This window comes from Sphingorhabdus sp. Alg231-15, assembly GCF_900149705.1.
Taxonomy (GTDB): domain Bacteria; phylum Pseudomonadota; class Alphaproteobacteria; order Sphingomonadales; family Sphingomonadaceae; genus Parasphingorhabdus.
Map to the genome: position 1 here is coordinate 2,153,816 of NZ_LT703001.1, position 13,053 is coordinate 2,166,868.

The following is a 13,053-nucleotide window of genomic DNA, read 5'->3' on the forward strand; positions in this document are numbered from 1 at the left end:
TATCGACCTATTCATAGGCATGCATGCACGCCAATGGTCAAGAATAATGGTGATTGATAGATACCGTCTATTGATGAACCGGACATGGCTTAACTGTCGAAAACAGCCCATATATTATGCAAACCCTTGGGCTTTTCCATCGCCCGCAAAGCATGCAAAGCGCGCTCCAGATCAAGACGATAATAGGCAATCGCATCTTGGCTTCGTAACATTTCAGCACCGAGAGCAGCTATCAGGCCGGCGGCTTTTCTGTTTTCACGCAATATCGCAATATCCAGCTCGCGCAGCCCCTGCTCCAGGCAGTTGCTGAACAAGGCAGCGATGAGCACGCGTGACACACCTTTGCTTTGATAGTCATCGAGCACTGCAATGGCAAACTCCCCTCTAGCCGGATCATCACTATTCCTGATCGCATGGGCGGCAGCAATGGCCGGGTGGTCATCCGCATCAAGATTAACCACACCCCAGGCAATATGGTCAAAGCCGTCTACGGCCGATAGCTTTTCCACCACCGATGGCGGGGCAATTTTAAAGCTGGAGAAGAAGCGCAAATAGCGCGAGCGATCAGATAATTCCATGATTCCGCGCTCAATCTTACCTTGATCAGACGGATGAATCGGGCGCAGGCAAACCTTCATCCCGGAACGCAGCTCTGTCACAATCGAACAGGGCAATTCGGGGGTGGCATCGCTTTTCTGGGACATGAATAGCCCTTTCTGGGAGAAGGAAAGTGCCATTGCGTTTAACAAATTTTGCGCCGGATTGAAAACTTTGCCGCTAGGCAGCACCAGAGCAGAAGCAAAAAAAGCTGTCCTAAACTCCCACGATTATGCCATTATCAATTCAACAGATTGAAACGATTCTTTGAGGAGAAAAAAGATGGCCACCGCTGTACAGGATACCGGTAGTGCAATGAATGTTGATGCCGGGTTCAACATTCCCGATCCGACCACCATTGAGCGGCTTGAAGGCAAAGTCTCTGATGCAGAATGGAAACTGCGTTGTGATCTCGCCGCGACCTATCGGCTATGTGCAATGCATGCCTGGACCGATCTGGTCTTCACTCACATCTCCGCGCGTCTGCCTGATGAGGATGGTGAAGAACGTTTTCTGATCAATCCTTATGGAGTGATGTTTGACGAGATGACCGCCAGTTCGCTGGTCAAGATCGACCTTGAAGGCAATATCAAACAGGACACGCCCTATTTCATCAATCCTGCCGGGTTCACCATCCACAGTGCTTTGCATAGCGCTCGCGAAGATGCCGGCTGCGTGATTCATGTCCACACGCCTTATGGTATTGCGGTTTCCGTCCAGAAAGAAGGCCTGCGCCGCTACACCCAATTTTCAATGCAGGTTCACGATGATCTGGCTTATCATGACTATGAGGGCATCGCGCTGGACCTTGATGAACGCGAGCGCCTAGTTGCCGACGTGGGTGACAAGAATCTCCTCATCTTGCGCAATCATGGGACGTTGACTGTGGGTAAAAATTGCGCGCTCGCTTTCTTGCGCATGTATTTCCTCGAAAATGCCTGCAAGACACAAATTCTGGCGCAAGCTGTTGGCGGTGAACAGCATTTGCATGAGGAACCAGAAGAGATGGGTAATCGGGTCCATCAACAAACCGCGCCTGCCTTTATGCCGGGCCTGGGTGACAATCTGGTCTGGCCTGGTCTGATGCGCAAATTGAATCGCAGCAATCCCGGTTTTGACCACTAAGCAACAGGCTTTGTAACTTTACGGAAATGATACGCGCTGCGACTTGCGCAGCGGTACATTTTCGCTAAACCATCGCGATGGATATTATCTCAATACGCGGCGGCAAAAAGCTGTCTGGCAAAATTCCGATTTCTGGCGCAAAAAACAGTGCTCTGGCGCTGTTACCTTGCGCACTGCTCACTGACGAACCGGTCACCTTGCGCAATTTGCCGCGGCTCGCTGATGTCGACAGTTTCGGGCATTTGCTCAACCAGCTTGGCGTTTCGACAACCATTGAAGGTGCGCGACCGGAAGACTTCGGACGTGTTATGACCCTGAAGGCCGGGAAGATCACCTCTACCGAAGCACCCTATGATATTGTTCGCAAGATGCGCGCCTCGATCCTAGTACTCGGCCCTCTGCTCGCCCGCGCAGGAGAATGCCGGGTCTCGCTGCCCGGTGGTTGCGCGATTGGCAACCGCCCGATCGACTTACATTTGAAAGCGATTGAAGCGCTTGGCGCGGTAATCGAAACCACCAGTGGTTACGTCACCGCCCGCCAGCCTGATGGTGGCCTTCCCGGAGGTGAGTTCACATTTCCGGTTGTCTCGGTTGGAGCCACCGAAAATGCTTTGATGGCTGCGGTCCAGGCCAAAGGCACAAGCCGCCTCAGAAACGCAGCCCGGGAACCGGAAATTGTCGACCTTTGCAACATGCTGGTCGCGATGGGCGCAGAGATTGAAGGCATTGGGTCGTCCGACCTCACCATTCATGGTGTCTCCCGTCTACATGGTTGCACATACCGGGTCATGGCAGACCGGATCGAGGCCGGAAGCTATGCTTGTGCGGTTGGAATTACCGGCGGAGAGGTTGATCTTGTCGGTGCAAAAGCGGAAGAAATGGAAGCGACCCTTGCCGCATTGACCGAGGCCGGATTGCATATCGAACCCTATAACAAAGGAATAAAGGTTGCGGGCAATGGAACGCTGAAACCGCTGACGCTGGAAACAGCACCCTATCCTGGCCTGGCAACGGATATGCAGGCCCAGTTAATGGCGATGCTGTGCATGGCTGATGGCGCTAGCGTCCTGACCGAGACGATCTTCGAAAACCGCTATATGCATGTGCCCGAACTTAACCGGATGGGCGCCGATATCGAAACCAAGGGGCGTACTGCGGTCGTGCGCGGAGTTGATAAAATGACCGGCGCACCCGTTATGGCCACCGATCTGCGCGCTTCGATGAGTCTGGTGATTGCTGCTCTTGCAGCAGAGGGGGAAACCCAGTTGCAGCGGATTTATCATCTGGATCGCGGCTATGAACGCCTGGAGGAAAAACTGGCTGCCGTCGGCGCGGATATTGAGCGCATCAGCGGCGACTGACAACTCGCTACCTAGCACTTATGGCAGCTTGCATGTCGGGCGCTTTTACCCTGTAATCTCTCCTATAAAGAGGAGAGGATGAGTCCATGTTTTCAGGACCAATAGAAGACCGGCTGGCGATCCGGGAACTACACGACGCCTATTGCGATGCAGTATTGCGCACAGACCCAGATGACTGGGGTGCGCTTTGGACGGAAGACGCCGTCTGGTCGCTCATGGGCACCGAAGTTGTCGGGCGTGAAAATATCGTCAACCTGTGGAATGGCGCGATGAGCCAGTTTGATGCCGTCAGCTTTCTCGGCATACCAGGCAGTCTGGAAGTTACCGGAGACACGGCAACAGGTCGCTATCAAACCCATGAAATCCTTGTCGAAAAGGGTGAGCCGCGGATTGCAGGTGGCCGCTATGATGACGAGTTCGTCAAGATTGATGGCCAGTGGTTCTACAAAAAACGCATATTCAATGTCGTCGCTCAACTGGGCGGACAAAAGCTTTAAGGGAAATTTGAAACATGGCTAAAATACTGATCGCAGCGCATATCGATGTGGAACCGGCGACACGCGAAGAATGCCTGAAAAAGGCGCAACCCTATATTGACGGCGCACTCAGTCAGGAAGGCTGTTTATGCTATAGTTGGTGCGCTGACATGCATAATCCTGCCCGTATCGAAGTGTTTGAGGAGTGGACAAACGAAGAGGCCCTCGCGCAACATTTCCAGGATGTCCATTATGCCAGCATGCTGGCCCATATCGGCAAATTCGGTCTGACCAACGCGGTCAGTGCCAAATATCGCGTGGATGCAGAGGGCCCGGTTTATAACGCAGAAGGCGTTCCAACTCCCGCCTTTGATTGAACCCCTAACAGGAATGAGAACATGAACGAACTGGCCTCAAAATCACTATTCCAGCCAGATATATTGGTTGATCCCTTCGACTTTTACGAAGAACAGCGCGCCAAAAGCCCCGTCTTTCTGGATGAAGCCAGCGGTGCTTATATTGTCCTGGACTATGATCTGATATCTGAAGCGGTTGGTCGGCTCGATGATTTTTCCAATAATTTTACGGCCCTTCTTTCAGGCGGAAAATCTGACGAAGAACTGGCAAATGACCAAGAAATCCAAGCGATTCAGGCGGAAGGATGGCCGCAGGTCAATACTCTGCTGACCGCCGATCAACCGGTACACACACGGTTTCGCAAGCTCGTCAATCTCGCCTTCTCCATGCCCAAGGTAAACAAGCTGGAAGACAGCATAAGGGCCATGTCCAATGAGTTGATCGATACATTTGTCGACAAGGGCGAATGCGAATTCATGGAGGAATATGCCATTCCGATGCCGGTGCGCACTATCGCTGTGCAGCTGGGGCTGGATGTTGCCGATGCCGGTACGATCAAACGCTGGACCAATGCCTTTGTTGATCGCTTGTCAGGCATGATGACCCGCGAGCGACAATTGGAGACCGAACGTGAAGTGGTCGAATATCAACATGCGCTGAAAGCCAATATGGACGCGCGTCGCAAAGAGGCGAAAGACGATATCCTCTCCGATCTAGTCAATGCACAGGTAGATGGCGAGCGCCCTCTGGATGATGCAGAATCCCTCTCCATCGTTCAGCAGCTGATGGTCGCGGGCAATGAAACCACAACGGCTGCATTGGGTGAAGGGTTGCGTCTGTTTGCGACCAACCCGGATCAGTATAAAAAGATTCAGGATGACCCGTCGCTGATCCCCAATGCCGTCGAAGAAGTATTGCGGATGTCGAGCGGGTCTTCCGGTATCTGGCGAGTGATGCACCGGGATGCGGAACTGGGCGGGGTCATGCTGCCCAAGGGCGCGATGGTGATGATGCGTTATCACGCCGCCAATCGCGATCCCAAGCAGTTTGAAAACCCCAACAGCTTTCAGGTCGACCGCAAAAATGCGCGCACCCATCTCGCCTTTGGCAAGGGCATCCACATGTGCGTTGGCAACATGCTGTCACGCAAAGAGATGACCGTATCGTTCCAGCAATTTGCCGAGCGGATTGACAATATCCAGATACAGGAAGGTGCGGAACTTACCTATCCGCCCAATATGATGCTGCGCGGCCTCACCAACCTGCCGCTCACTTTTGACAAACGCTGATAACAGATAAAGGGCCAAAACTATGGGTATGATGGACGGAAAAGTCGCGCTGATCTCCGGCGGTGCGGAAGGTATTGGCGGGACAGCGGCCAGGCGTTTTGTCGAAGAAGGCGGCTCTGTCATGCTCGGCGATATCCAGATCGAAAAAGCGCAAGCCCATGCAGCTGCTTTGGGTGAACGCGCCGACGCGATCCAACTGGACGTGCGCGATCTTGATCAATGGCAAGCCGCGGTTAAGGCAACGCAAGACAAATTCGGCAAGATAACAACCCTGTTCAATATTGCCGGCATATCAGAGCCCGGTGCGGTAGATGATGTGGATCTGGACAGTTGGAGCAGAACCATCGACATTAATCTGAACGGCACCTTTTACGGATGCCGGGCGGCCTTGCCCGCCATAGTCGAGAGCGACGAAGACGGCTCGATTGTCAATGTCGGTTCGATGCTGGCCATGCGCCCCGGGTCAGGCATGGCCGCCTATTCTGCGAGCAAAGGTGCCGTCACAGCCCTTAGCAAATCATTGGCGCTGCATTGCGCGGCACAGGGGAATAAAGTGCGGGTAAATACGGTCCACCCGGGCGCCATCGACACACCTATGTACCAGCGATATCTGGCTGCTTTTCCTGGCACCCACGAAGAGGCAGTCGTGGCCTTTAATTCCAATCATCCGATCAACCGTGTGGGCCAGGCCGAAGAAGTGGCCAATGCGATGATCTGGCTGTCCAGTTCCGGAGCCAGCTTTACCACCGCGAACGATGTTACCGTGGATGGCGGCGGTAGCTATCGCGAGTAGTCTGTACCAATGAAAAAGGGGCCGCCGAAGCCGCCCCTTCCTATGCCGGATATGTGAAATGCGAAAATCCGGCTTCGGTATTTTCTGTCTAGACTAACGTCCGTTATTGGCGACGATATCAACCACCGTCCCGCCGCCGGATCGCTTGTTGAGCGTAATCACAAAAGCGCCATCATCATTGCCGCGGGTTCCGCCCAAAACATGTTCGTTACCGCGCAGCAAATATTCCGCACTATAGCCGCCGCGTTTGGCCTGGGTGTAATAATAGTCCACGACATTTTTAATCGGGCTGGCGGTCGAGAAACTCACCACGCGAATATCGCAAAGGCCACCATCAACGCCGGCTGCTTCCTTAACATTGGCTTTGGGATAAACCGGAAACTCAGGTGGCATCCGGTTGGCCCAGCCCATGTCATAGCTAAGCTTCTGGTCACAGGTGCCTTTGCCGCGCTGTGCGCTTTGCGCTTCGGCTTTCGCACCCAATGTCACGCCTTCCGATCCGCCGCAGCTGGTACATTCATCATCCGACGTCATGTTACGCGGTTTGGGCGCACTGAGCATCTTGCCTTCAAATTGAGCCGTTGCATAAGCCTTGCCGCCTTCAGGAGGCACTTTACCGTCAACTGCGCCATTTGCGCCGCGGATCGCATTGGCGTTGGCTTGATCGGTCAAGTTGGGATCAACCAGAATCTGGTCTTCCAAAGCATCGTTCATAGCCGGGTCGGCAGTCAGGTTATCATCCAGTTCCGCCAGCTCCGCTTCATTGCCTTCGTTGCTACCACAGGCTGCCAAGGTCAACGGCAAGGTGAATGCCGTGGCTGCCAGCAAGAAGGAACGGGAAATATTTGTCATGCAATAAGCTCCTGAATATCACGGACAATTGCACCAAAAAGCGTTAATTTTCTGTTAGGAAACGTGGTTAAACCGGCAATCTCTCGTTAACCACCTGTCCCAAATCGGGATTTTCACGCAAAGCCGTCTGGACCATCAATTTCACCGAATCGGATGAGTCTGGAAGTCAAGACAGCCGCCTGCCGGTTAACCACCGCTTTCTGATATTCGGGATCCGTCACCATCTCCAGAAACGCTCCACTATTGGGGTAGCGTGCGATGAACGAGCTATCCCATTGCTTGTCATCGGGCCCGATAACCATCGCTTCCATCTTGCCGCGCCAGATGATTGTACCGCCAACCCGTTTGAAAATCGGCCCGCTGGTTTTGCCATATTCCTCATAGGCCCGCGCGCCGCTCCAGCCATGCGCAGCATTGGGATGGCCTTCAGGATATTGTGCTGTTCCGTGAAATTGCAGCAAGTTGAGCATGTTGATCGGCACATCACGGGGCAACGCCTTAAACGCGTCAAAATGCTCCCGCGTTGGGTCCAGATATCGTTCCTCGGCCATTTTCACCCTCTCCTCAAGTCGCGGCTTATTGAAATTGCTTTCTATTCTCTAACCATTGTTCGCGTGATTGGCCCCAGTCGTCAACCCGCGCATCCTGATAAGGCGCGGGCAGCTTCGTCGGTCCGCGATTAGTCGAGCCAACCCGTTCGGCCAGTTTAATCGACGCCAGATTTTCCGGATCAATGGTATGGCAGATATCGCTCCAACCGAGCGTTTCAACCGCATAGTTCATGCTCGCTACTGCCGCTTCCAGAGCATAGCCTTTGCCAGCATATTCTGGTGCCACGCCCCAGCCGACTTCCGTTCCCGGCCAGCCATCGGGATACCAGGGGCCAATCCGGCCAATCCATAAATTGCTATCTTTGAGGATCAGCGAGAACATCGCATAGCCGCGCACATGCCAAGCACCGACCATAGCGCAGAGATCCCGCCAGCTTTCCGCCTGGCTTTTGACACCGCCTAGATAAGTCATCGTCGCTTCATTTGCCTGAAACGCAGCCCAAGCGGCAAAATCATCGGCATTGGGCGGGCGCAAGATCAGGCGCTCGGTTTCAATCCTGATGTCTTTGATATCCATGGTCTTCCTCCCTCAAGCGCCCCTATTATCATAGGCTTATCGAGAGACAAACCCTTGCAAAACCGGTGCACTATACCTATAATACAGTTATGGCTAATCTAATTTCTATTCTCATCGGCGGTATCGCGCTCATATTGGCTTTTGTCGGACTGGTCCCGCTTCTTGGCTGGACCAATTGGCTAATCTTGCCCATTGCTGGCGTTGGCGCGCTGTTCGGGCTGCTTTCCTCGCGCAGCAGCGGTATGTATTTTTGCTTGATCGTCATGTGCATTTGCGCATTCCGCTTATGGATTGGAGGAGGAATTATCTGACTCCAACATCTGCGAAACGCGACAAATTTTGCGCGAAATTTGAGTCAAATTCCGTTTAACCTATTGTTTTTGAACGATAAAATAAGCCCTACCCCAAACCATCCAAAAAGATTCCTTCCGATCCATAGGCCCGAAAATGGTCTAAGCGGCATCTTGTAGAACAGCATAATTATCGGCGCCCCAAACTAATTTATATTGCCACCCCATCAGCCCGGGCCTAGGCGCGAAGCTATGACAAGCCAAGCATCCACTAGCCGACTGGGGCTCTTACAGGCACTTCTCGCGTGCTGCATCTGGGGTGTGATGCCGATTTACTTCAAAATTTTAGAGAGTGTTGCTCCGCTCGAAGTCGTTGCCCACCGTATTATCTGGTCGGTGCCGTTGCTTTTGATCATTCTCTATTTCCGTAAAAATCTGCCCGGTTTGCGTACCGCTTGGGCACAACCGAAAATACGCGGGCCATTACTCGGCACCGCGCTGCTCATTTCCGTCAACTGGCTCGTCTACGTCTGGGCGGTACAATCGGACCATATTCTCGCCGCCAGCCTTGGCTATTTTATCAGCCCTTTGATCAGCGTTTTCCTCGGCAAAATCTTCCTCAAGGAAACGCTGAGCCGCAATCAATGGATCGCCGTCGGCATCGCTGCCATTGGCGTATCCGTTCTTGCGATGGAAGCTTGGCAAACCCTGTGGATCAGTCTCGCGCTGGCGGGGTCATGGGGGCTCTATGGCCTGGTCCGCAAAATCGCCGATGTTGGTCCGATTGTAGGGCTGACCATGGAAACAAGCTATCTGTTTCTGCCGTTCCTGCTGTTTATAGCGTGGATCACTTTTGGCACTACCGCGCCGACAACGACCACGCATTTCGGTGACAGGCTGACCATCGATATAATGCTACTCGGCGGCGCGATGGTCACAGCGACGCCGCTGCTGCTCTTTGCCGCAGCGGTTAAGAAGATGAAGCTCAGTACGATCGGACTGACGCAGTATATCGCCCCGACGCTGCAATTTCTCATCGGGACCTTGCTCTATCGCGAGACACTCACAACATCGCATATCATCTGCTTCATTTTGATCTGGACCAGCCTTGCGATATTCTCCGTCGACGCAATTTTCGGCAGTGCGAGCAAGAAAGCGGCCGCGACCTGACTGCTGCTATCCGGTAATTTGCCAGCGCAGCTCTTGTCCGGCGTGAAAGGGCACGATCGTCGTCCCACCTGCTTCGATAGTGTCTGGCACCGTCACCGCAGATCGTCGCAACGTAACAGTGCCTTCATTGAGCGGTAGACCGTAAAATTGCGGGCCATGAGTGGATGCAAAGCCTTCAAGTTTGTCGAGCGCGCCTTCTTCCTCAAAAACTGTGGCATAGCTTTCCAGCGCGTAGGGGGCATTGAAGATACCAGCGCATCCACAAGCCGATTCCTTAGCATCGATTTCATGCGGCGCACTGTCCGTGCCCAGAAAATATTTGGGAGATCCTGATGTCGCCGCTTTGCGCAAGGCCAGCCGGTGTTGTTCGCGCTTGGCCACCGGCAAGCAATAGGCATGCGGCCGGATACCACCCTCAAACATGGCATTGCGGTTGATATGAAGATGTTGCGGTGTAACTGTAGCACCGACATTGGGACCGGCGCTATTTACAAAATCAACGGCGTCAGCGGTGGTGATATGCTCAAACACTATTTTCAGTCCCGGAAAGTGATCGACAATTTTCGACATCGTGCGTTCGATAAAAACCGCCTCCCGGTCAAACACATCGACATCCGCATCAGTGACTTCGCCGTGAATCAACAGCGGCATGCCAATATCCTGCATCCGCTCGAGCACTGGCATGATATTGGCAACATCGGTCACCCCATGAGCGCTATTTGTAGTTGCGTTGGCAGGATAGAGTTTAGCAGCGGTGAAGACGCCATTTTCGAATCCCTGCGCCATATCCTGAGCATCCGCAGTGTCGGTCAGATAGCAGGTCATAAGCGGTGTAAAGCCAGAACTCTCTTGGACTGCTGCCAATATGCGTTCCCGATAGGCTTGCGCAGCAGCCATATTGGTGACCGGCGGCGAAAGGTTGGGCATAACGATGGCGCGGGCAAATTGCCGCGCCGTATAGCTCGCCACCGAACGCAGCATATCACCATCACGCAGATGGACATGCCAGTCATCTGGCTGTCTGATCGTGATCTGGTCGGGAGATTGATTCATGGTTCGGGCTTTCTTTTGACGCTGAGCGTCCCTACCTAATCTGCATGACCGAAACCAGACTTAATCAGCGCGGACTGATCCGCATATCCGCTTCCGATGACAAGGAAGACTGCCGTGAATTTCTCCAAGGACTGATCACGCAGGATATGCAAGCTGTCCAGCCCACCACGCCGCAATGGGCCGCCTTGCTGACAGCACAAGGCAAAGTGCTGTTCGACTTTTTCCTGTGGGCGGATGGCGAGGACATCTTGATCGATTGCGAACAGGAACAGGCCGAAGCCCTGACCAAACGTCTGAAACTCTATCGCCTGCGCCGGAAGATCGCCATTGAGATTATCGATGATCTGACGGTGCACTGGTCCGGCGATGCCAGCGGAAAACCAGCTGACCCTCGACTTTCTGCCATCGGTTATCGCTGGTTAGAAGAAAGCCAGAGTGGCGAAAGTGCCGATGGTACCTATAAATCCCATCGCCTCTCGCTGGGCGTGACTGAAGGCCTAGCAGAATTGGGCAGCGACAAAATATTATGGTTGGAATGCAACGCCACCGAACTGAACGGTGTCAGCTTTTCCAAGGGCTGTTATGTCGGACAGGAAAACACCGCACGGATGAATTATCGGCAAAAGGTCAATCGCAGGCTGGTCGTCGCTCCACTGGATCAGGCGGACGAAAAACGCCAGCGTGTGGCCTATCCGGATCTAGGCCTGTCCGTCGAGCATCGCCGGGTCGACGACATCACGGGCTTTGCACTGCCGGACTGGTTAAAGGCTGCCTTGGCAGATAAACCGGACTGAGTTAGGCTGCGTCGCCTTCTTGTGCGGTTTCGGTTTCTGCCGCCTTGGCTTTGACCGTACGCCGTTTGCGAACAGGCTTCTTCTCCGCTTCACCATCCGCACCATCATCGGATTTTATCGAGATGGCAGGCGGCAGCGCGCTAGCGTCCAGGCCGTTTGATTCGCCGTTGGTTTCGGCGACTTCAGCGGCCGGCTTACGCGGGCGGCGCGCACGGACCGGTTTTTTCTCCGCTGGAGCGTCAGTCTGCCCATCTTCTTGGCCGGCCGGAGCAGCTGTATCCTGCGCATTATCCGGTTTCGCACCCCGGTCGCGTTGTTGGCGGCCACGTGGATTGCGATCCTGACGGTCGCCATCGTCCTGATCAGGCCTGTCATCGCGATCTGCATTTTGGTTGCGTTGTTCTTCGCGGGCCAGTCGCTGCTCTTCACGGCGCGCCTGGCTATCCGCATTCACGCGGAAATAATGGTCGGCAAATTGATGATAATATTCGGCATTGACGCGATCGCCATTCACCTGGGCATCCTGCGCCATTTTTTTGTATTTATCGAGCATCTGGGCCGCATTGCCACGCGCGCGATTGTCAATCCGGTTGTCCCGGTCAACACCGCCACCACCGCGGTTGCCCTGATTGCGATTACTATTGTTGTTCCGGCCACGGCGACGGCCGCCGGCCTGACGATTATTCATCAAATTCTGGGTGTCCTTATACCGTTAATAAACTCGGTCTTTCCTGTTATTTAACTGCCACAAGGGCAGTAACCGTGCGGCGGAAAAAATGATCCACCGCAACCCAAAAAGATAAAAATTTGCCGGACATCAGCAATATTATCAATATCGGGGTAGGCCAGCGATTTTAGGGAAATTGCCAGAAATCATCTGGGCCTGAAACATCCTTAGCGCCTTCATACACCAAAACCAAGCAAATTCTATTGGCCGGCTCCCCTCCGCAAGACGGCCAACCGGTCATTTCCACCTAAATCCCTTTTGCATTCAACGCGATAGCCATATTTCTCAGCCAGTTTTGTGACAGGAATGGCCTGATCGAAGCCGATCTCCAGCAGCGCTGTACCATTTCCGGACAATAGCCCGTCCAGCGCGGGAATGATGGTTTCGTAATCATCCATGCCAGCTTCACCGGCGAACAGTGCTTGATGGGGCTCAAAATCAGCGACCTCGCGAGACAATTCAGCCTTGGTCGACACATATGGCGGATTCGCGAGGATCAGGTCAAAAGGTCCACCGAGACTTTCCTGCCACCCGGGTGTCGCCCAGTCGAGCAACAAGAATCTAGCCTTATCTGCGAGCTTAAGAATATCGGCATTATTGTGGGCAACGGCCAGGGCTGCGGCACTGACATCCATCCCCACACCCTGCGCTTCGGGAAACTCCGACAAAGCCGCAAGCAATAATGCGCCGCTGCCAGTGCCCAGGTCGAGAATTTTTTTGGGCAGATACGACGCACCCACTTGCACGGCTGTTTCGATTAAAATTTCGCTATCCGGCCGCGGGATCAGCACGTCGGAGCTGACTTTAAACGGCAGACTCCAAAATTCCCGCTCGCCAATGATATGCGCCACCGGCTCATGCGCCTTACGGCGTTCTAGCAAGGCCTGAAAATTTTTAGGCACAGTGAGTTTGGGCAAGTTGAGCAACATGTCCTGACGATCTGTTTCAAGCGCATGCGCCATCAGCAATTCCGCATCCAGACGCGGTGTTTCACCAACCGGTTCCAGCGCCTGCGCCGCTTCCCGCAACGCCTTGGCCATA

16 protein-coding genes are annotated in these 13,053 nt (G+C 53.8%); 9 read left to right on the forward strand and 7 right to left on the reverse strand.

The features are described 5' to 3' along the window. Positions 1–89 precede the first annotated feature (89 nt). Complete coding sequence (locus DG177_RS10545; RefSeq protein WP_108811438.1) at positions 90–704, reverse strand: GNAT family N-acetyltransferase; 615 nt, start codon at positions 702–704, stop codon at positions 90–92. Positions 705–879: 175 nt separating this feature from the next. On the opposite strand from DG177_RS10545, the gene DG177_RS10550 reads away from it, so the two are divergent. From DG177_RS10550 to DG177_RS10575, 6 genes are all read left to right on the forward strand, one after another. Continuing rightward, positions 880–1,722, forward strand: a complete 843-nt coding sequence (locus DG177_RS10550) for a class II aldolase/adducin family protein (protein WP_108811439.1) — start codon at positions 880–882, stop codon at positions 1,720–1,722. Positions 1,723–1,799: 77 nt separating this feature from the next. Continuing rightward, entirely contained in the window at positions 1,800–3,083 is a 1,284-nt protein-coding gene (gene murA, locus DG177_RS10555; RefSeq protein ID WP_108811440.1) for a UDP-N-acetylglucosamine 1-carboxyvinyltransferase, read from the forward strand. Positions 3,084–3,169: 86 nt separating this feature from the next. Next, positions 3,170–3,580 carry a nuclear transport factor 2 family protein gene (locus DG177_RS10560; protein ID WP_108811441.1) on the forward strand — a complete coding sequence of 137 codons (411 nt, stop codon included), beginning with the start codon at positions 3,170–3,172 and terminating at the stop codon, positions 3,578–3,580. A 14-nt stretch (positions 3,581–3,594) separates the two neighbouring features. Next, positions 3,595–3,936, forward strand: coding sequence for an antibiotic biosynthesis monooxygenase (locus DG177_RS10565; RefSeq protein ID WP_108811442.1), 342 nt, complete (start codon positions 3,595–3,597; stop codon positions 3,934–3,936). Positions 3,937–3,957: 21 nt separating this feature from the next. Then, on the forward strand, positions 3,958–5,205 hold the full coding sequence (locus tag DG177_RS10570; RefSeq protein WP_108811443.1) for a cytochrome P450: 1,248 nt from the start codon (positions 3,958–3,960) through the stop codon (positions 5,203–5,205). A 22-nt stretch (positions 5,206–5,227) separates the two neighbouring features. Then, entirely contained in the window at positions 5,228–5,998 is a 771-nt protein-coding gene (locus DG177_RS10575; RefSeq protein ID WP_108811444.1) for an SDR family oxidoreductase, read from the forward strand. A 93-nt stretch (positions 5,999–6,091) separates the two neighbouring features. Here the strand turns inward: DG177_RS10575 and DG177_RS10580 are convergent, their stop codons facing one another. The 3 genes from DG177_RS10580 to DG177_RS10590 form a co-directional block, all read right to left on the reverse strand. Further along, a complete protein-coding gene (locus DG177_RS10580) occupies positions 6,092–6,850 on the reverse strand; it encodes a hypothetical protein (protein ID WP_108811445.1) in 759 nt (252 codons plus the stop codon). A gap of 113 nt (positions 6,851–6,963) precedes the next feature. Continuing rightward, complete coding sequence (locus DG177_RS10585; protein WP_108811446.1) at positions 6,964–7,401, reverse strand: DUF1330 domain-containing protein; 438 nt, start codon at positions 7,399–7,401, stop codon at positions 6,964–6,966. A gap of 25 nt (positions 7,402–7,426) precedes the next feature. After that, positions 7,427–7,978 carry a GNAT family N-acetyltransferase gene (locus tag DG177_RS10590; protein ID WP_108811447.1) on the reverse strand — a complete coding sequence of 184 codons (552 nt, stop codon included), beginning with the start codon at positions 7,976–7,978 and terminating at the stop codon, positions 7,427–7,429. An 89-nt stretch (positions 7,979–8,067) separates the two neighbouring features. Between DG177_RS10590 and DG177_RS10595 the strand changes: the two genes are divergently transcribed. Both DG177_RS10595 and rarD read left to right on the forward strand, forming a co-directional pair. Beyond that, complete coding sequence (locus DG177_RS10595; protein WP_108811448.1) at positions 8,068–8,289, forward strand: hypothetical protein; 222 nt, start codon at positions 8,068–8,070, stop codon at positions 8,287–8,289. A gap of 231 nt (positions 8,290–8,520) precedes the next feature. Continuing rightward, complete coding sequence (gene rarD, locus DG177_RS10600) at positions 8,521–9,438, forward strand: EamA family transporter RarD (RefSeq protein ID WP_108811449.1); 918 nt, start codon at positions 8,521–8,523, stop codon at positions 9,436–9,438. Positions 9,439–9,444: 6 nt separating this feature from the next. Here rarD and pyrC read toward each other — a convergent pair whose 3' ends face one another. Further along, the gene (gene pyrC / locus DG177_RS10605) at positions 9,445–10,491 is read right to left on the reverse strand and encodes a dihydroorotase (protein WP_108811450.1); all 1,047 of its coding nucleotides are present in this window, start codon (positions 10,489–10,491) and stop codon (positions 9,445–9,447) included. A 44-nt stretch (positions 10,492–10,535) separates the two neighbouring features. Between pyrC and ygfZ the strand changes: the two genes are divergently transcribed. Further along, complete coding sequence (gene ygfZ / locus DG177_RS10610; RefSeq protein WP_108811451.1) at positions 10,536–11,285, forward strand: CAF17-like 4Fe-4S cluster assembly/insertion protein YgfZ; 750 nt, start codon at positions 10,536–10,538, stop codon at positions 11,283–11,285. A gap of 1 nt (position 11,286) precedes the next feature. On the opposite strand, the gene DG177_RS10615 is transcribed toward ygfZ, so the two are convergent. Both DG177_RS10615 and prmC read right to left on the reverse strand, forming a co-directional pair. Continuing rightward, complete coding sequence (locus DG177_RS10615) at positions 11,287–11,973, reverse strand: DUF4167 domain-containing protein (protein ID WP_443216437.1); 687 nt, start codon at positions 11,971–11,973, stop codon at positions 11,287–11,289. A 239-nt stretch (positions 11,974–12,212) separates the two neighbouring features. Beyond that, a complete protein-coding gene (gene prmC, locus DG177_RS10620) occupies positions 12,213–13,052 on the reverse strand; it encodes a peptide chain release factor N(5)-glutamine methyltransferase (RefSeq protein ID WP_337658735.1) in 840 nt (279 codons plus the stop codon). Position 13,053: the final 1 nt, after the last annotated feature.